This is a genomic window from Kitasatospora sp. Root107, assembly GCF_001424875.1.
Classification (GTDB): Bacteria; Actinomycetota; Actinomycetes; order Streptomycetales; family Streptomycetaceae; genus Kitasatospora.
The window spans coordinates 214,787-232,323 of record NZ_LMCT01000002.1 but is presented as its reverse complement, the minus strand read 5'-3'; the positions used below and the strand labels follow the sequence as shown (position 1 = coordinate 232,323).

The window sequence follows — 17,537 nt, the reverse complement described above, 5'->3', positions numbered from 1 at the left end:
ATGAAAGAGAACCTCCAAGAACTGAACCAACGCCACCTCGCCGCCGACTTCCCCGTCATCCTCGGCGGCGCCGCCCTCACCCGCGCCTACGTCGAACAGGACCTCCACGAGATCTACCAAGGCGAAGTCCGCTACGCCCGCGACGCCTTCGAAGGCCTCCGCCTGATGGACGCCCTGATCGCGGTCAAGCGCGGGGTCCCCGGTGCGACGCTGCCGGAGCTGAAGAAGCGTCGGCACGCCAAGGTCGAGGTGGAGGAGGTCGAGGAGGTCAACCTCGGTCAGATCCGCTCCGACGTCTCGGTGGACAACCGGGTGCCCGCCCCGCCGTTCTGGGGAGACCGGATCGTCAAGGGCATCCCGTTCGCCGACTACGCCTCCTGGCTGGACGAGGACGCGCTGTTCAAGGGCCAGTGGGGCCTGAAGGCGGCACGTACCGGTGGTCCGTCGTACGAGGAGCTGGTGGAGACCGAGGGCCGCCCCCGGCTCCGGATGTGGCTGGACCGCCTGCAGACCGAGGGCTGGCTGGAGGCCGCCGTGGTCTACGGCTACTACCCGGCCGCTTCCAAGGGCGACGACCTGCTGGTCTACAACCAGGACGGCTCCGAGCGGACCAGGTTCACCTTCCCCCGCCAGCGCCGTGGCCGCCGGCTCTGCCTGGCCGACTTCTTCCGCCCGGAGGAGAGCGGCCAGAAGGACGTGCTGGGCCTGCAGGTGGTCACCATGGGCAACCGGATCTCCGAGGCGGCCAACGAGCTGTTCGCCGCGGACGCCTACCGGGACTACCTGGAACTGCACGGGCTCTCGGTCCAACTCGCCGAGGCGCTGGCCGAGTTCTGGCACGCCCGGGTCCGGTTCGAGCTGGGCTTCGGTGACGAGGACCCGCAGGACGTCAAGGACATGTTCGCGTTGAAGTACCGGGGCGCCCGCTTCTCGCTCGGCTACGGGGCCTGCCCCGAGCTGGAGGACCGGGCCAAGATCGCCGAGCTGCTGCAGCCGGAGCGGATCGGCGTGGTGCTCTCCGAGGAGTTCCAGCTGCACCCGGAGCAGTCCACCGACGCGATCGTGATCCACCACCCGGAGGCGAAGTACTTCAACGCCCGTTAGTGCCGCGCCCGCGGCACTAACACCCGGCGGCGCTACTTCAGCACGGGGTAACCGACTGGCCGCGCTCCGTTCGCTCCGAACCGGGGAGGCGGGCGTATCCTGGATCACCCTGAACGGGCCGGTCCGCTCACCAGCGGGCCGGCCTGTGCCATCCCCGGGGACGGCCGGACGGAAGGACGCCCACCATGACCACCATCTCCACCGCCACCACCCAGAGGCTCGACCACGGGGACGGCGACGGCCTCCAGGCCGTGCTGCTGGACATGGACGGAACCCTGGTCGACACCGAGGACTTCTGGTGGCAGTCGGAGGTCTCGCTCTTCGCCGAGCTGGGCTACGAGCTGAACGAGGCGGACCGGGCACACGTGGTGGGTGGCCCGATGAGCCGGGTGCTGGACTACCTGATCGCGACCACCGGCGTCGGGCTGAGCCAGGCCGAACTGACGGTGCTGATCAACCAGCGCTTCGTCGACCTGCTGGCAGGTGGCGTCCCGCTGATGCCGGGTGCCGAGCGGTTGCTCAACACCCTTGCCGCGCACGGCATCCCGGCCGCCCTGGTGTCCGCCTCGCACCGGCACATCATCGACATCGTGCTGGACAGCCTGGGCCGGCACCACTTCGCCTTCTCGGTCGCGGGGGACGAGGTGGCCCGCACCAAGCCGCACCCCGACCCGTACCTGGCTGCGGTGGCCCGGTTCGGCGCCGAGCCCGCCCGCTGTGTGGTGGTCGAGGACGCCCCGACCGGCGTGCAGGCCGGTCTGGCGGCGGGCTGCCCGGTGATCGCGGTGCCCTCAGTGGCGCCGATCGAGCCCGGCCCTGGCCGCACCGTGCTGCGCTCGTTGGAGCAGCTCGACCTGGAGCTGCTGCGCGCGGTGGTGGCTGCCCGGGTCTGACGCTGCCCCGGGCCCGAGGTCACGATTCGGGTGTGAAATTGCTCCCTCGACCGCTGCCCGCCGTCTCCGACCGGTGACGGCGGGCAGCGGTCGGTTCGGGAGAAAACGGTCATTGGCTGACAACTCGTCACTGTCGAGAGCGCTGACGCTCCGTCACTACGGAGCCGGCCGTCTCGACCGGTGATATTCGTACGTGTTCGATATGGCACGCTACATCCGATCAGATCCGACCACAGACGCCCGCCACACCCGCGCGGGCGCCCGACGGCAGCCACCGGCCTACAGCCGGTCAGACCGCAGAAGGAACGTGTTTGCGCATGACTTCAGCCAACCGACTGGCCGTGCTGGCATGCGCCACCCTGGTCGCCACCACGGCCGCGGGCTGCGCCTCGGCCAAGAAGGCGGTCACCGGCGGTGACGACAAGGGCGCCATCACGATGGGGACGTCCAACGTCACCACGGTGCTGGATCCGGCCGGCGCGTACGAAGCCGGTTCCTGGCTGGTGCTCAACAACACCTTCCAGTCGCTGCTGAAGTTTCCCGCCGGGGCCACCAGCCCGCTTCCCGACGCCGCCGAGACCTGTGCCTTCACCGGGGCCGACGCGCTGGTCTACAAGTGCGTCATGCGCGGTGGCCTGAAGTTCTCCAACGGTCACCCGCTGACCGCCGAGGACGTGGTCTTCTCGATCCAGCGGATGCAGAAGATCAATGACGAGAACGGGCCCGCAGGCCTGCTGTCGACCATCAAGTCGGTCGAGGCCAAGGGCAGCGAGGTGACCATCCAGCTGAACACCCCGGACGCGGTGCTCCCGGCCAAGCTCGCCTCGGCGGCGGGCTCGATCGTGGACCACCAGGTCTTCCCGGCCGACAAGCTGCTCGGCAACGACAAGCTGGTCGGCTCGGGACCGTACAAGTTCGACTCGATCGAGGCGAACGCCAAGGGCGCGCCCGAGAAGATCTCGCTCTCCGCCAACGGCGAGTACCACGGCGATGCCAAGCTGCAGAACAACAAGTTCGTGCTGCGCTACTTCGCGGATGCCGCCGGCCTCAAGAGCGCGCTGGAGCAGGGCCAGATCGACCTGGCCGACAACGGTCTGGACCCGGCCACTGCCGCCAAGCTCAAGGACGACCAGCTGGCCGGCACCGGCAAGCTCAAGGTGGCCGAGGGGGAGAGCGCGGAGGCCCGCTTCATGGTCTTCAACACCAAGGACACGCTGACCGGCAACCCGGCCGTCCGGCAGGCCGTGGCGCAGCTGGTGGACCGCAAGGCGCTGGCCCGCGACGTGTACGCGCGCTCCGTGCAACCGCTCTACTCGATCGTCCCGGCCGGGATCAACGGGCACAACACCGCGTTCTTCGACCGTTACGGCGAGCCGGACGTGGCCAAGGCCAAGAAGCTGCTCGCCGCCGGCAAGGTGGCCACCCCGGTCAAGCTCAGCCTGACCTGGTCCCGGGCCCGGGCCGGCGAGGCGGAGGCCAACGAGCTGAAGAAGCAGCTGGACGCGAGCGGCCTGTTCCAGGTGACGGTCCAGCAGGAGCCGGACTGGAAGACGTACATCAAGAGCTGGAGCGAGGGCAAGTACCAGGCGTACGTGGTCGCCTGGACCCCGGACTACGCGGACCCGGACAACTTCGTCACCCCGCTGGTGGTCGAGGGCGGCGCCTTCCACAACGGCTGGGACGACCAGCGGATCAGCCAGAAGCTGGTGCCGGAGAGCATCAAGCAGACCGACCGCACCGCCGGTGGCGCGTACGCGCAGATGCAGAACATGGTGGCCGAGGCCGCGCCGATCGTGCCGCTGTTCCAGAACAAGGCGTTCTACGCCTCGGGCACTGACATCACCGGGGTGGACGGCACGGTGGACACCACCGGCGTGTTCCGGTTCTGGGAGATCGGCCGCGCAGCGAAGAAGTAACGTTCCGTCAGGAGCACGAAAGGGCCCACCCCGTATGACGGGGTGGGCCCTTTCCGTCCGGCGGGGCTACTGCGCGCCCGGCCGGACCACGCCGCTCTCGTACGCGTAGACCGCGGCCTGCACCCGGTCCCGCAGCTGAAGCTTGGTCAGCACGTGCCCGACGTGCGTCTTCACCGTGGTCTCGCTGACGTAGAGCTCACCGGCGATCTCCGCGTTGGAGAGCCCCCGGGCCACCAGCTTGAGCACCTCCAGCTCACGCTCCGTCAGCGCGGTGAGCGCCTGCGGCGGCGTCTCGTCGCCGGAGGGCAGCTTGGTGGCGTACATGTCCAGCAGCCGGCGGGTGATGGACGGGGCGAGCATCGCCGCGCCGTCCGCGACCACCCGGATCGCCTGCACCAGTTCCTCGGCCGGCACGTCCTTGAGCAGGAAGCCGCTGGCCCCCGCCCGGAGCGCCTCGACCACGTACTCGTCCAGGTCGAAGGTGGTCAGCACCAGCACCTTGGCCGGGCCGTCCCGGCCGGGGCCTGCGATCCGGCGGGTGGCCTCGACGCCGTCCATCCGGGGCATCCGGATGTCCATCAGCACCACGTCCGGCTGGAGCGCCCTGACCTGCTCAAGCGCCTGCTGCCCGTCCCCGGCCTCGCCGACCACCACCAGGTCGGACTCGGCCTCCAGGATCATCCGGAAACCGGTACGCAGCAGCGGCTGGTCGTCGACCAGCAGCACTCGGATCGTCACTCGGACTCCTTGCTCGTCTGTCCCGTCGCGGGACCGTCGTCTGCGCGGTCGTCGCCGCGCCCGTCATCGTGCCCGTCTTCGTGCCCGGCGTCGCTCCGCTGCACCGGCAGCGGGTACGGCGGGGGAGTGCCCCCGAACTCCGGGCAGCTGCTCTGATGGTCGCACCAGTCGCACAGCCGGTTGCGGGTGGCCGGGAAGTCGCCGGTGGCAACCGCCTGGCCGATGGCCTCCCAGAGCGCCGTCAGCTTCCGCTCCACCGCGAGCAGGTCGGCCTCGTCCGGGTCGTACGTGACCACGTCCCCGCCCCCGCCGAGGTAGACCAGCTGGAGGCGCTTGGGCAGCACGCCCTTCCACCGCCAGACCACCAGGGCGTAGAACTTCATCTGGAACATCGCCTTGCCCTCGAAGTCACGCGAGGGCGCCCGGCCGGTCTTGTAGTCGACCAGCCGGACCTCACCGCTGGGCGCGACGTCGACCCGGTCGATGTAGCCGCGCAGCAGCAGGCCCGAACCGAGCACCGTCTCCACGTAGAGCTCGCGCTCCACCGGGTGCAGCCTGGTCGGGTCCTCCAGCCGGAACCAACGGTCGATCAGCTTCTCCGCGTCGCCCAGCCAGCGGGTCAGCGCCGCGCCGTCCGGGTCGTCGGGGAACAGCCCGGAGAGCTCGGGCCGCTCACCGAGCAGCCGCTCCCACTGCGGCCGGAGCAGCCCGAGCGCCTGCTCCGGGGTGCGTTCGGCGGCCGGGCTGTCGAACAGCCGCTCAAGGACCGCGTGCACCACGGTGCCACGGGTCGCGGCGGCGCTGGGCGGCTCCGGCAGCCGGTCGATCACCCGCAGCCGGTAGAGCAGCGGGCAGGTCATGAAGTCGCCCGCCCGGCTCGGCGACAGCCCGGTCGGCGGCCGTGGCGATCTGGGAGCGGGGACCTCCGCAGAGGCAGGGACCGCCTCGGCGGGGGTGCTGTCGGTCTGGTGCATGCCCTCGACCTTATTGCCCCGGGCGGTCATCCCGCCGTCAGGTCACTGTCACACCGGACACAGCCGTGCAACGACGGTGCTCGGCCGTGCGTTGGACGGGTAGAGAACACATGGACGGGGCGGTCGGCCGATCCACCGGGAGATCACGTAGCGTGGCGGGACCGGCTACAGCGGACGTGCAGCAACAGACAAGGGGCCACGGTGAGTGAGACCAGCGGGCGGCAGGAACGGCCCGGCGGCATCCTGATGGGCCGTCCGTTCGGCGTGCCGGTCTACGTCACACCGTCCTGGTTCGTCATCGCGGCGCTGATCACCTGGATCTTCGGCGGTCAGCTCACCGAGGTGCTGCCCGAGCTCGGTGGTACCCGCTACCTGGTCTCGTTCTCCTTCGCGGTGGCGTTCTACGCCTCGGTGCTGGTGCACGAGCTGGCGCACACCCTGGTGGCGCTGCGGCTCAAGCTCAACCCGCGCCGGATCCAGCTGCAGTTCTTCGGCGGCGTCTCCGAGATCGAGAAGGAGGCCGACACCCCGGCCCGGGAGTTCTGGCTGGCCTTCGTCGGCCCGCTGCTCTCGCTGGTCCTCGGCGGCATCTTCTACCTGGCCTTCCAGGCCGTCGAGTCGGCCAGCGTGCCCGGCGTGCTGCTGGCCGGACTCTTCGTCAGCAACCTGGTGGTGGCCGCCTTCAACCTGCTGCCCGGCCTGCCGCTGGACGGTGGCCGGATCCTGCGCGCGCTGGTGTGGGGCGTCACCGGACGCCCGATGACGGGCACCGTCGCGGCCGCCTGGATCGGCCGGGGGCTGGCCCTGGTGGTGCTGATCGGTCTGCCGATGTACACCGCCTCGCGCGGTGGCCTGGAGCGCTCCACCACGGACAGCCTGATCGACAGCGTGCTGGCCGCCGTGCTGGCCGTGATCATCTGGAACGGGGCCGGCGGCGCGCTGCGCAACGCCCGGCTCAAGGAGGCCCTGCCCGCCCTCCGGCTGGCCGAACTGGCCCGGCGCAGCGTCTCGGTGACCGCCGAGACCCCGCTCGGTGAGGCGCTCCGGCAGGCCAGGGAGGCCCAGGCCGGTGCCGTCGTGGTGGTGGACGGCAGCGGCGAGCCGACCGGCCTGGTGAAGGAGGCGGCGGTGAACGCCGTCCCGGAGCAGCGCCGCCCCTGGGTCGCCGTCGGCGCGCTGGCCCGGGAGCTGGAGCCGGGCCTGCGGCTCGGGGTCGACCTGACGGGGGAGCAGCTGCTGACCGCGATGCGCGGCACCCCGGCGACCGAGTACCTGGTGGTCCGGCCGGACGGCACGGTGTACGGCGTGCTGACGCTGGCCGACCTGGAGCGGCGGCTGAACGCGGCGGTCCGCGGGCGCTGAAAGTCCCCGAAAAGATCACTTGGTCGGCGGAGCGTTCCGTTTCCCTTAGGATTGTCCGCATGTCCGAACCGACCGGTGCCACCCGCCGACGCGGGCCCTTCCAGGTCGGGGACCAGGTCCAGCTGACCGACCCGAAGGGCCGCCACTACACGTTCACGCTCCAGGCCGGGAACCAGTTCCACACCCACAAGGGTGCGTTCCCCCATGACGAGCTGATCGGCGCCCCCGAGGGCACTGTCGTGCGCACCACGGGGAACGTCCCGTATCTCGCGCTGCGCCCCCTGCTCCCCGACTACGTCCTCTCCATGCCTCGCGGCGCCGCTGTGATCTACCCCAAGGACGCGGGGCAGATCCTGGCGATGGCCGACATCTTCGCGGGTGCCCGCGTGGTCGAGGCGGGTGTCGGCTCCGGCGCGCTCTCCACGTACCTGCTGCGCGCCGTCGGTGACACCGGCCTGCTCGCCTCGTACGAGCGCCGCCAGGACTTCGCCGACATCGCCAAGGCCAACGTCGAGCGCTACTTCGGCAGCCCGCACCCGGCCTGGAAGCTGACGGTCGGTGACCTCCAGGACAACCTGGTGGAGACCGAGGTCGACCGGATGATCCTCGACATGCTGGCCCCCTGGGAGTGCCTGGACGTCGCGTCCGAGGCGCTCGTCCCCGGCGGTCTGCTCTGCTGCTACGTGGCCACCACCACGCAGCTCTCGCGCACCGTCGAGGCGCTCCGCGAGCACGGCACCTTCACCGAGCCGCAGTCCTGGGAGACCATGGTCCGCACCTGGCACGTCGAGGGTCTCGCCGTCCGCCCGGACCACCGCATGATCGGCCACACCGGCTTCCTGCTGACCTCCCGTCGGCTGGCCGACGGGGTCGAGCCGCCGCTGCGCCGCCGCCGTCCTGCCAAGGGTTCGTACGGCGAGGACTACGAGAGCGGCCCCGGTGCGGCGGAGAAGTCGCTCGCCGAGCGCGCGGCCGAGCGGGCCGCTGCGGCTGCGTACACGGCCGCCAAGGAAGCCGAGTAACACCACCACCGGCACGACTGGGGCGCGGAGCTGCAAAGCTCCGCGCCCCTGTTTGCTCTCCCGGGCGCGGGGCGTGAAATGATGCACCCTCGATGCCACCCCACCCTGGAGGGGACTGCCTGGTGGAACTCGCGGTCGAGACGGTGCAGATGACAGAGCAGCAGGTCGGGCCCCCCGTCGTGCGGGCGAGGACGAGAGTGCGGCACTGGGTGCTGGTGGCGGCGGCGACCGCCGCGGTGATCGCCGGAGCGCTGGCGGTGAACCCGGCGCAGGGCACCGTCAGACCGATCCGGCCGGCCGCGCCGAGCGCCCTGCCGGCCGCGGTGGCCCCCGACCCCGCCAAGGCGGTGCTGCCGCTCGACTGCGGCCCGCTCCCCACCACGGTGGCGCTGAGCTTCGGCGCGGTGCTGGACGGTCGGCCGAGCACGGTCGTGGCGGCGCACTGCGCGGCCGAGAACGGCACCCCGCCGGACGGCGTCTTCCTGCTGACCCCCGGTCAGGACGGCCGCCCGCAGATCGCCGCGACGCTGGTGAAGCCGGAGGAGGGCCTGACCGTCACCGAGCTGAAGCTGCGCAGCGACGGCACCATCACGGCCCGGGGCAGGGGCTACTCCAGCGACGAGATCCCGCGCTACGCCCCGGACCTGACGGTCCTGCTGTCCTGGCACCGGCAGGGCGGCGACTGGCTCCGCAGCAGGACCACGGAGCCGGCCACCAAGGTGTGACCGTGACGAAGGGTCAGTCGGCGTCCGGGCCGTACACCTCGACCCGGTCGCTCACCCGGCGGACGTGGATGCAGTCCCCGGGGCACTCCTTGGCCGAATCCACCACGTCCTGAAGCAGCGTCAGCGGCACCGGTGCGCTGTCACCGGGCTGCTGGCGCAGCTCGTCGTCGTCACCCTTGACGTAGGCCAGCCCGTCGATGTCCAACTCGAAGACCTCGGGGGCGTACTGCACACAGATGCCGTCCCCCGTGCAGAGGTCCTGGTCGATCCAGACCTCGAGTGCGTCGCCCGTCGTGGCCTCGCCGGTCATCGACATGTCCCCTGCCGTTTCCTGCCCGGTCCGGTCTATCCCGTCCTGGGGCATTCCTGCCATTCGTACACCGATCCGACCGGCTCTCACGGTCACGATCGGATATTGACCCGACCGACGATACATCCGGTCTGCTTTGACCGGTGCGCGGTGGGTATCTCCCTTGCAGAGGGGAAGCATCCGAGGGCGAAGATCGGACACGCCCGTTCCAACTTTCTGATCTAGGGGTTTACACCCCCCTGGTCCCAGGTAGGTTTGGGTCGTCCAGCTCCCCCAGGAGGAGGTGAGGACCGTGGCATCCCACGATGACGACTACAACCGCAGCGCCGGCCGGCCCGTTCAGGGTTCCGACGAGGCTGCTCAGGTCTCGTACCTTGAGCAGGAGGTCGCCGCCCTGCGCCGCAAGCTCGCCGACTCACCGCGTGGTTCTCGGATTCTCGAGGACCGCATCGTCGAGCTCCAGACCAACCTGGCCGGTGTCACCGCCCAGAACGAACGGCTCGCCTCCACGCTCCGAGAGGCCCGCGACCAGATCGTGGCCCTCAAGGAGGAAGTCGACCGGCTCGCCCAGCCCCCGGCCGGATTCGGCACCTTCCTCACGCAGAACGAGGACGGCACCGCCGACATCTTCACCGGTGGCCGCAAGCTGCGGGTGAACGTCAGCCCGAGCATCGACCTCGACGAACTCCGCCGCGGTCAGGAGGTGATGCTCAACGAGGCGCTCAACGTCGTGGAAGCGATGGCCTTCGAGAGCATCGGTGACATCGTCACCCTCAAGGAGGTGCTGGAGGACGGCGAACGCGCCCTGGTCACCGGTCACACCGACGAGGAGCGGGTGGTCCGGCTCGCCGAACCGCTGCACGGCATCACGCTGCGCTCCGGAGACGCCCTCCTGCTGGAGCCCCGTTCGGGCTACGTCTACGAGGTCGTCCCCAAGTCGGAGGTCGAGGACCTGGTCCTCGAGGAGGTGCCGGACATCGACTACCGGCAGATCGGCGGTCTGGCCAACCAGATCGAGCAGATCCGCGACGCGGTCGAACTCCCGTACCTGCACGCCGACCTGTTCAAGGAGTACGAGCTGCGCCCGCCCAAGGGCGTACTGCTCTACGGCCCGCCCGGCTGCGGCAAGACGCTGATCGCCAAGGCGGTCGCGAACTCGCTGGCCAAGAAGGTCGCCGAGGTGACCGGGCGCCCGCAGGGCAAGAGCTACTTCCTGAACATCAAGGGACCGGAGCTGCTGAACAAGTACGTCGGCGAGACCGAGCGGCAGATCCGGCTGGTCTTCCAGCGGGCTCGGGAGAAGGCCAGCGAGGGCACGCCGGTCATCGTCTTCTTCGACGAGATGGAGTCGCTGTTCCGCACCCGTGGGTCGGGCGTCAGCTCGGACGTGGAGAACACCATCGTCCCCCAGCTGCTCGCCGAGATCGACGGTGTGGAGGGCCTGGAGAACGTCATCGTGATCGGCGCCTCGAACCGCGAGGACATGATCGACCCGGCGATCCTGCGGCCCGGCCGGCTGGACGTCAAGATCAAGATCGAGCGCCCCGACGCCGAGGCCGCGAAGGACATCTTCTCCAAGTACCTCAAGGGCTCGCTGCCGTTCCACCCGGACGACGTCAAGGAGCACGAGGGCTCGATCGAGTCGACCGTGCTCGCGATGATCCAGGCCGTGGTCGAGCGGATGTACACCGAGACCGAGGAGAACCGCTTCCTGGAGGTCACCTACGCCAACGGTGACAAGGAGGTCCTGTACTTCAAGGACTTCAACTCCGGCGCGATGATCCAGAACATCGTCGACCGGGCGAAGAAGATGGCCATCAAGGCCTTCCTCGACACCGGCCAGCACGGTCTGCGGGTGGCTCACCTGCTCGCCGCCTGCGTGGACGAGTTCAAGGAGAACGAGGACCTGCCGAACACCACCAACCCGGACGACTGGGCCCGGATCTCGGGCAAGAAGGGCGAGCGGATCGTCTTCATCCGCACGCTGGTCACCGGCAAGCAGGGTGCCGAGTCCGGCCGGTCGATCGACACCGTGGCCAACACGGGGCAGTACCTGTAGCACCGCTCCACCTGAAGGACCGCTCAACTCACCGTCCGGCTGCGGCGCCCACCCGCCCCGCAGCCGGACGGCGCGTCTCGGGATATTCCAGAGGAGGGCCGCATGACCGTACGGCGCGTGATGGGGATCGAGACCGAGTACGGGATCTCCGTGCCGGGCCACCCGAACGCCAACGCCATGCTCACCTCGTCCCAGATCGTCAACGCCTACTCGGCCGCGATGCACCGGGCGCGGCGGGCTCGCTGGGACTTCGAGGAGGAGAACCCGCTGCGGGACGCGCGCGGCTTCGATCTGGCGCGCGACGTGGCCGACTCCAGCCAGCTGACCGACGAGGACATCGGTCTGGCCAACATCATCCTCACCAACGGCGCCCGGTTCTACGTCGACCACGCGCATCCCGAGTACAGCTCGCCCGAGATCACCAACCCGCGCGACGCGGTGCTCTGGGACAAGGCGGGGGAGCGGATCATGGCCGCCGCGGCCGCCCGCGCGCTCGAGCTGCCGAACGGTCAGCGGATCAACCTCTACAAGAACAACACCGACAACAAGGGCGCCTCCTACGGCACCCACGAGAACTACCTGATGCAGCGGTCGACGCCGTTCGCCGACATCGTCCGCCACCTCACCCCGTTCTTCGTCTCCCGGCAGGTGATCACCGGCGCGGGCCGGGTCGGTCTCGGCCAGGAGGGCAACGCGGACGGCTTCCAGATCAGCCAGCGGGCCGACTACTTCGAGGTCGAGGTCGGTCTCGAGACCACCCTCAAACGGCCCATCATCAACACCAGGGACGAGCCGCACGCCGACGCCGAGAAGTACCGCCGGCTGCACGTGATCATCGGGGACGCCAACCTCTCGGAGATCTCCACCTACCTCAAGCTGGGCACCACCGCGCTGGTCCTGACGATGATCGAGGACGGCTTCATCACCGCCGACCTGGCCGTCGACCAGCCGGTCCGGACCCTGCACCGGGTCTCCCACGACCCCTCGCTGAAGTACCAGCTCCTGCTGCGCAACGGCCGCCGGCTGACCGCCGTCCAGCTCCAGCTGGAGTACTTCGAGCTGGCCCGCAAGTACGTCGAGGACCGCTACGGCCAGGACGCCGACGAGCAGACCCTGGACGTGCTGGCCCGCTGGGAGGACGTGCTCGGTCGGCTGGAGAACGACCCGATGAGCCTGTCCAGGCAGCTCGACTGGATCGCCAAGAAGGAGATCCTGGAGGGCTACCGCCAGCGCGACGGCCTGGACTGGGACAGCCCCAGGCTCCAGCTGGTCGACCTCCAGTACAGCGACGTCCGCCCCGACAAGGGCCTGTACAACCGCCTGGTGGCCCGCGGCCGGTTCGAGCGGCTGCTCACCGAGGAGGAGATCACCAGGGCGGTCTCGAAGCCGCCGGAGGACACCAGGGCGTACTTCCGGGGCCGCTGTCTGGAGCAGTACGCCGACCATGTGGCGGCGGCCTCCTGGGACTCCGTCATCTTCGACCTGCCGGGCCGGGACTCGCTCCAGCGGGTGCCGACCCTGGAGCCGCTGCGCGGCACCAGGGAGCACGTCGAGGCGCTGCTGGACCGCTGCCGTACGGCCGAGGACCTGGTCCGCGTGCTCTCCGGCGGGTAACTTTTCGATCACCACGGGTGAACATCCCGCGACGGGGAATCATCCTGAGAGACGACGAACGTTGTACAGGAACCGGACGCGGATGTCGTAGCCGGTGGATAGGGTCGGACCAACCGAGCGAGCGGGGTGAGGTACATGGCCAGCAAGGACACCGGCGGTGGTCAGCAGCGGGCGAACCGTTCCTCCGAGGAGGTCGAGGAGCAGGCTGCGGAGGCACAGTCCTCGGACGACCTCAAGGAGCGCCAGGAAAAGCTCAACGACGACGTGGACGCGGTCCTGGACGAAATCGACGACGTACTCGAGTCGAATGCGGAGGATTTCGTCCGGCAGTTCGTCCAGAAGGGCGGCCAGTAGCCGCTCGCCCGTTCTTCCGTCGCGCGCGGCAATCCCGTCAGAAATGCACGGGGTTGCCGCGCGCAAACTTCGGACGACCTGTCAGGTGGATCACCGCCCGTAAACGGGTAGGGTCCGGGGCAAGCGTCTAGTTGATCTACCTGGAAGGAATCGTGTGGAAGCCAACACTGGTGGCACCGGGCGTCTACCGGCTGCCTTCCTGACTCCGGGGTCCTCGTCGTTCTACGACTTCCTCGGCCAGCACTCGCCCGAGCTGCTGCCCGGTGGCCGCAGGCTGCCCGAGGGCCTGACGATCGAGGCGCCGCACGGCACCACCATCGTCTCCGCGGTCTTCGACGGCGGCGTGGTGATCGCCGGCGACCGCCGCGCCACGATGGGGAACGTGATCGCCCAGCGGGACATCGAGAAGGTGTTCCCGGCGGACGAGTACAGCGCCGTCGGCATCGCCGGCACGGCCGGCCTGGCGGTCGAGATGGTCCGGCTGTTCCAGCTGGAGCTGGAGCACTACGAGAAGATCGAGGGCACCGTGCTCTCCCTGGAGGGCAAGGCCAACCGGCTGACCACGATGATCCGGGGCAACCTCGGGATGGCCATGCAGGGCCTCGCCGTGGTGCCGCTGTTCGCCGGGTACGACCTCCGGCTCGGCCGGGGCCGGATCTTCACCTACGACGTCACCGGCGGCCGGTCCGAGGAGCGCGGCTTCGCGGCCACCGGATCGGGCTCGGTGTTCGCCCGGGGCTCGCTGAAGAAGCTCTACCGCGCGGACCTGACGGCCGATCAGGCCGCCACCGTGGTGGTGCAGGCGCTGTACGACGCGGCGGACGACGACTCCGCCACCGGTGGCCCGGACATGGCCCGGAAGATCTTCCCGATCGTCTCGCTGATCACCGAGGACGGTTTCCGCCGCCTCACCGACGACGAGGTCTCCACGATCGCGCACTCGATCACCGACGGGCGCCTCGAGCACCCCAACGGTCCGCAGGCCCCACTCCTCTAGCCCGCCGGCTCCCAACCAGGAAGGGGACGATCGCCGGTGTCCACACCGTTCTACGTCTCGCCCCAGCAGGCCATGGCGGACCGCGCGGAGTACGCCCGCAAGGGCATCGCCCGCGGCCGCAGCGTGGTCGTGCTCACCTATGACGACGGCATCCTCTTCGTCGCCGAGAACACCTCCCGGGCGCTGCACAAGGTGTCCGAGATCTACGACCAGATCGCCTTCGCCGCGGTCGGCCGCTACAACGAGTTCGAGAACCTGCGGATCGGCGGCGTGCGCTACGCCGACCTGCGCGGGTACTCCTACGACCGGGCCGATGTGACGGCCCGTGGGCTGGCCAACGTGTACGCCCAGACGCTCGGCACGATCTTCTCCTCGGTCGGCGAGAAGCCGTACGAGGTGGAGCTGGTGGTGGCCGAGGTCGGCGCCACCGTCGAGGACGACCAGATCTACCGGCTCACCCCCGACGGCTCGGTGGTGGACGAGAAGAACGCGATCGTGGTCGGTGGCAACGCCGACTCGATCGCCAACTACCTGGGCCAGGAGCACCGGGCCGGGCTCACCCTGGCCGGGGCGCTCAGGCTCGCCGTCGACGGCCTCGCCAGGGATCCGAACGGCGGCTCCCCGCGCACCCTGACGCCCGATCAGCTGGAGGTCGCGGTGCTCGACCGCACCCGCTTCCAGCAGCGGAAGTTCAAGCGCATCCTGGGCGGCCAGCTCGGCCGCCTGCTGAGCGGCGACGAGTCCGCCGCCGCGGAGGAGGCGGACGCCTCCGAGTAGCCGGTAGCAGCGGGAGCCCGGGCCGGGCTCCCGCTCCACCGTGGTGAGCTGATGCCCCGTCCGGTTCACCAAGGGTTTCGCAAGGCCTCGCGCAGAGAAGAGGAGCCTTATGGACCGCCGAATTTTCGGGATCGAGAACGAGTACGGCGTCACCTGTACGTTCCGTGGGCAGCGTCGGCTGTCCCCGGACGAGGTGGCCAGGTACCTCTTCCGCCGGGTTGTCTCCTGGGGCCGCAGCAGCAACGTCTTCCTGCGCAACGGAGCCCGGCTCTACCTGGACGTGGGCTCGCACCCCGAGTACGCCACCCCCGAGTGCGACGACGTCACCGAGCTGGTGACGCACGACAAGGCGGGCGAGCGGATCCTCGAGGGGCTCCTGGTGGACGCCGAGCGGCGGCTGCACGAGGAGGGCATCGCGGGCGACGTCTACCTGTTCAAGAACAACACCGACTCGGCCGGCAACTCCTACGGCTGCCACGAGAACTACCTGGTGGCCCGGCACGGCGAGTTCTCCCGGCTGGCCGACGTGCTGATCCCGTTCCTGGTGACCCGTCAGCTGATCTGCGGCGCGGGCAAGGTGCTGCAGACCCCGCGCGGCGCGGTCTACTGCGTCAGCCAGCGGGCCGAGCACATCTGGGAGGGCGTCAGCTCGGCGACCACCCGGTCCCGTCCGATCATCAACACCAGGGACGAGCCGCACGCGGACGCCGAGCGCTACCGCCGGCTGCACGTGATCGTCGGCGACTCCAACATGTCCGAGACCACCACCCTGCTCAAGGTCGGTGCCACCGACCTGGTGCTGCGGCTGATCGAGGCCGGGGTGGTGATGCGCGACCTGACCCTGGAGAACCCGATCCGGGCGATCCGCGAGGTCAGCCACGACCTGACCGGCACCCACCAGGTCCGGCTCGCCAACGGCCGGGAGGCCAGCGCGCTGGACATCCAGGAGGAGTACTACTCCAAGGCGCTGGAGTTCGCCGACCGCAAGGGAATCAACACCGGAACCATCGCCAAGGTGCTGGACCTCTGGGGCCGCACACTTGAGGCGGTCCGCACCGAGAACCTGGGCAGCGTGGCCACCGAGATCGACTGGATCATGAAGCACCAGCTGATCGAGCGGTACCGCGAGAAGCACCAGATGAGCATGTCCAACCCCCGGGTGGCCCAGATCGACCTGGCGTACCACGACATCCACCGCCGGCGCGGCCTGTTCTACCTGCTGCAGAACAAGAACCAGGCCGAGCGGGTGACCACCGACCTGAAGACCTTCGAGGCCAAGTCGGTGCCCCCGCAGACCACCCGGGCCCGGCTGCGCGGCGACTTCATCCGGAAGGCGCAGGAGCAGCGCCGGGACTTCACCGTCGACTGGGTGCACCTCAAGCTGAACGACCAGGCGCAGCGCACGGTGCTCTGCAAGGACCCGTTCCGCTCGGTGGACGAGCGGGTGGAGAAGCTGATCGCCGGTATGTAGGACAGTGGTGCCTCCGAGGTGGGGAGCAGATCGGGCCGTACGCTGTCGGGCGAGCTTGTAGCGCCTCGTACTTGACCGACAGTTAGGAATACCGTGCGTCGTATCGCCGGTCTGCTCGCCGTCCTGCCGCTCGTCCTGCTCCCCGCGTGCAGCAGCGACGGGTCGCCCTCCTCGGGGGCGTCCACGACCTCCTCGGCCTCCGCCTCGGCGGTGCCGAGCCCGGTGGCCTCGGCCTCGCCGATGCCCACCGTGGCGGGGAGCTTCGGCAGCAAGGCCACCATCACCATCCCGGCCGGCCAGCCGAGCGGCCAGTTCGTGGTGAACACGGTGAGTGAGGGGGACGGCGCCACGGTCGCCAAGAACGACTGGGTGACCGTCAACTACACCGCCAAGGACTGGACCACCGGCAAGGACCTCGCCAGCTCCTACGACTCCGGCAGCAAGCCGCAGCTCTACCAGGCGGGCAGCGGCCAGCTGGTGCCCGCCTTCGACCAGAGCGTGCTGGGCAAGAAGGTCGGCAGCCGGCTGCTGGTGGTGGCTCCGCCGGCCGCCGCCTTCGGCAGCCAGGGCAACGCCGATCTCGGGGTGGGCGCGGGTGACACCGTGGTCTTCGTGCTCGACATCATCGAGAGCCTGCCGCCGGACTCCACCATCGGCGGCGCGATCACTCAGCCGCCGGCCGACATGCCGCAGGTCAAGGACAACGGCAAGGCTGCGCCGACCATCACCATTCCGGCCGGGCCGCCCGCGCCGCCGACCGACCTGAAGACCTTCGTGCTGGTGAAGGGGGACGGCAAGCCCGTGCAGTCGGGGCAGACCCTGGTGGTCCAGTACACCGGCGTGCTGTGGGCCGACGGCAAGCAGTTCGACTCCTCCTGGAGCCACGGCGGGGCGCAGGCGCTGCAGGTCGGTACCGGCAGCCTGATCAAGGGCTGGGACCAGGGCCTGGTCGGCCAGACCGTGGGCAGCCGGGTGGAGCTGGTGGTCCCGCCGACGCTCGGCTACGGGGACAAGGCGCAGTCCTCCGTCCCGGCGAACTCGACCCTGGTCTTCGTGATCGACATCCTCGAGGCCGTCTGAGGGTTTGGCGAGGCCCTCTGAGCGTTTTGGCCCGTCCAGCCTCTTACCGTGCCCTCACCTTCACCTGACATACTGTCGCGCACTGTGGCAGGAGTCCGTCAGGACCCGGTGAGGGCGCGGCGCGGCGAGATGGATGGGGAG

The 17,537-nt window shown here is 69.6% G+C and carries 16 protein-coding genes; 13 read left to right on the top strand and 3 right to left on the bottom strand.

Annotation, left to right across the window (positions count from 1 at the left end; translation table 11 throughout):
• The 3 genes from ASC99_RS04540 to ASC99_RS04530 form a co-directional block, all read left to right on the top strand.
• On the top strand, nucleotides 1-1,104 hold a 1,104-nt coding region (locus tag ASC99_RS04540; protein WP_057228459.1), incomplete at its 5' end, for a vitamin B12 dependent-methionine synthase activation domain-containing protein.
• Nucleotides 1,105-1,289: 185 nt separating this feature from the next.
• On the top strand, nucleotides 1,290-1,997 hold the full coding sequence (locus ASC99_RS04535; protein WP_057228457.1) for an HAD family phosphatase: 708 nt from the start codon (nucleotides 1,290-1,292) through the stop codon (nucleotides 1,995-1,997).
• A gap of 317 nt (nucleotides 1,998-2,314) precedes the next feature.
• Nucleotides 2,315-3,913 carry an ABC transporter substrate-binding protein gene (locus ASC99_RS04530; protein WP_057228455.1) on the top strand — a complete coding sequence of 533 codons (1,599 nt, stop codon included), beginning with the start codon at nucleotides 2,315-2,317 and terminating at the stop codon, nucleotides 3,911-3,913.
• Between the two features lie 66 nt (nucleotides 3,914-3,979).
• Here ASC99_RS04530 and ASC99_RS04525 read toward each other — a convergent pair whose 3' ends face one another.
• Entirely contained in the window at nucleotides 3,980-4,651 is a 672-nt protein-coding gene (locus tag ASC99_RS04525; protein ID WP_057228453.1) for a response regulator transcription factor, read from the bottom strand.
• Nucleotides 4,648-5,625: a RecB family exonuclease gene (locus ASC99_RS04520; protein ID WP_057228517.1), complete on the bottom strand. Its 978-nt coding sequence runs from the start codon at nucleotides 5,623-5,625 to the stop codon at nucleotides 4,648-4,650. The genes ASC99_RS04525 and ASC99_RS04520 overlap by 4 nt, the downstream gene beginning before the upstream one ends.
• 45 nt (nucleotides 5,626-5,670) lie before the next feature.
• Here ASC99_RS04520 and ASC99_RS04515 point away from each other — a divergent pair, with 45 nt between their 5' ends.
• The 3 genes from ASC99_RS04515 to ASC99_RS04505 all read left to right on the top strand — a co-directional run bounded on the left by ASC99_RS04515 (nucleotide 5,671) and on the right by ASC99_RS04505 (nucleotide 8,734).
• A complete protein-coding gene (locus ASC99_RS04515) occupies nucleotides 5,671-6,987 on the top strand; it encodes a site-2 protease family protein (RefSeq protein WP_369824386.1) in 1,317 nt (438 codons plus the stop codon).
• Nucleotides 6,988-7,046: 59 nt separating this feature from the next.
• Complete coding sequence (locus tag ASC99_RS04510; RefSeq protein ID WP_057228451.1) at nucleotides 7,047-8,009, top strand: tRNA (adenine-N1)-methyltransferase; 963 nt, start codon at nucleotides 7,047-7,049, stop codon at nucleotides 8,007-8,009.
• Between the two features lie 122 nt (nucleotides 8,010-8,131).
• Nucleotides 8,132-8,734 carry a hypothetical protein gene (locus tag ASC99_RS04505; RefSeq protein WP_057228449.1) on the top strand — a complete coding sequence of 201 codons (603 nt, stop codon included), beginning with the start codon at nucleotides 8,132-8,134 and terminating at the stop codon, nucleotides 8,732-8,734.
• A gap of 13 nt (nucleotides 8,735-8,747) precedes the next feature.
• Here the strand turns inward: ASC99_RS04505 and ASC99_RS04500 are convergent, their stop codons facing one another.
• Entirely contained in the window at nucleotides 8,748-9,050 is a 303-nt protein-coding gene (locus tag ASC99_RS04500) for a ferredoxin (protein WP_157531367.1), read from the bottom strand.
• A 286-nt stretch (nucleotides 9,051-9,336) separates the two neighbouring features.
• On the opposite strand from ASC99_RS04500, the gene arc reads away from it, so the two are divergent.
• From arc to ASC99_RS04465, 7 genes are all read left to right on the top strand, one after another.
• Nucleotides 9,337-11,103: a proteasome ATPase gene (gene arc / locus ASC99_RS04495; protein ID WP_057228447.1), complete on the top strand. Its 1,767-nt coding sequence runs from the start codon at nucleotides 9,337-9,339 to the stop codon at nucleotides 11,101-11,103.
• Between the two features lie 102 nt (nucleotides 11,104-11,205).
• Nucleotides 11,206-12,717, top strand: coding sequence for a depupylase/deamidase Dop (gene dop / locus ASC99_RS04490; protein ID WP_057228445.1), 1,512 nt, complete (start codon nucleotides 11,206-11,208; stop codon nucleotides 12,715-12,717).
• 135 nt (nucleotides 12,718-12,852) lie between these two features.
• Complete coding sequence (locus ASC99_RS04485) at nucleotides 12,853-13,071, top strand: ubiquitin-like protein Pup (protein ID WP_057228443.1); 219 nt, start codon at nucleotides 12,853-12,855, stop codon at nucleotides 13,069-13,071.
• Nucleotides 13,072-13,225: 154 nt separating this feature from the next.
• On the top strand, nucleotides 13,226-14,068 hold the full coding sequence (gene prcB, locus ASC99_RS04480; RefSeq protein ID WP_057228441.1) for a proteasome subunit beta: 843 nt from the start codon (nucleotides 13,226-13,228) through the stop codon (nucleotides 14,066-14,068).
• Between the two features lie 36 nt (nucleotides 14,069-14,104).
• Nucleotides 14,105-14,845: a proteasome subunit alpha gene (gene prcA, locus ASC99_RS04475; RefSeq protein ID WP_057228440.1), complete on the top strand. Its 741-nt coding sequence runs from the start codon at nucleotides 14,105-14,107 to the stop codon at nucleotides 14,843-14,845.
• Between the two features lie 109 nt (nucleotides 14,846-14,954).
• Nucleotides 14,955-16,316 (top strand): Pup--protein ligase, encoded by a 1,362-nt coding sequence (gene pafA / locus ASC99_RS04470; RefSeq protein WP_057228438.1) that lies wholly within the window; start codon nucleotides 14,955-14,957, stop codon nucleotides 16,314-16,316.
• A 93-nt stretch (nucleotides 16,317-16,409) separates the two neighbouring features.
• On the top strand, nucleotides 16,410-17,396 hold the full coding sequence (locus ASC99_RS04465; RefSeq protein WP_057228436.1) for an FKBP-type peptidyl-prolyl cis-trans isomerase: 987 nt from the start codon (nucleotides 16,410-16,412) through the stop codon (nucleotides 17,394-17,396).
• Nucleotides 17,397-17,537: the final 141 nt, after the last annotated feature.

Bases quoted from the DNA above. Each gene is read 5' to 3' on its own strand.
- ASC99_RS04535 (WP_057228457.1), top strand. From the start codon at position 1,290: ATGACCACCATCTCCACCGCCACCACCCAGAGGCTCGACCACGGGGAC.
- ASC99_RS04530 (WP_057228455.1), top strand. From the start codon at position 2,315: ATGACTTCAGCCAACCGACTGGCCGTGCTGGCATGCGCCACCCTGGTC.
- ASC99_RS04520 (WP_057228517.1), bottom strand. From the start codon at position 5,625: ATGCACCAGACCGACAGCACCCCCGCCGAGGCGGTCCCTGCCTCTGCG.
- ASC99_RS04510 (WP_057228451.1), top strand. From the start codon at position 7,047: ATGTCCGAACCGACCGGTGCCACCCGCCGACGCGGGCCCTTCCAGGTC.
- ASC99_RS04500 (WP_157531367.1), bottom strand. From the start codon at position 9,050: ATGTCGATGACCGGCGAGGCCACGACGGGCGACGCACTCGAGGTCTGG.
- dop (WP_057228445.1), top strand. From the start codon at position 11,206: ATGACCGTACGGCGCGTGATGGGGATCGAGACCGAGTACGGGATCTCC.
- ASC99_RS04485 (WP_057228443.1), top strand. From the start codon at position 12,853: ATGGCCAGCAAGGACACCGGCGGTGGTCAGCAGCGGGCGAACCGTTCC.
- pafA (WP_057228438.1), top strand. From the start codon at position 14,955: ATGGACCGCCGAATTTTCGGGATCGAGAACGAGTACGGCGTCACCTGT.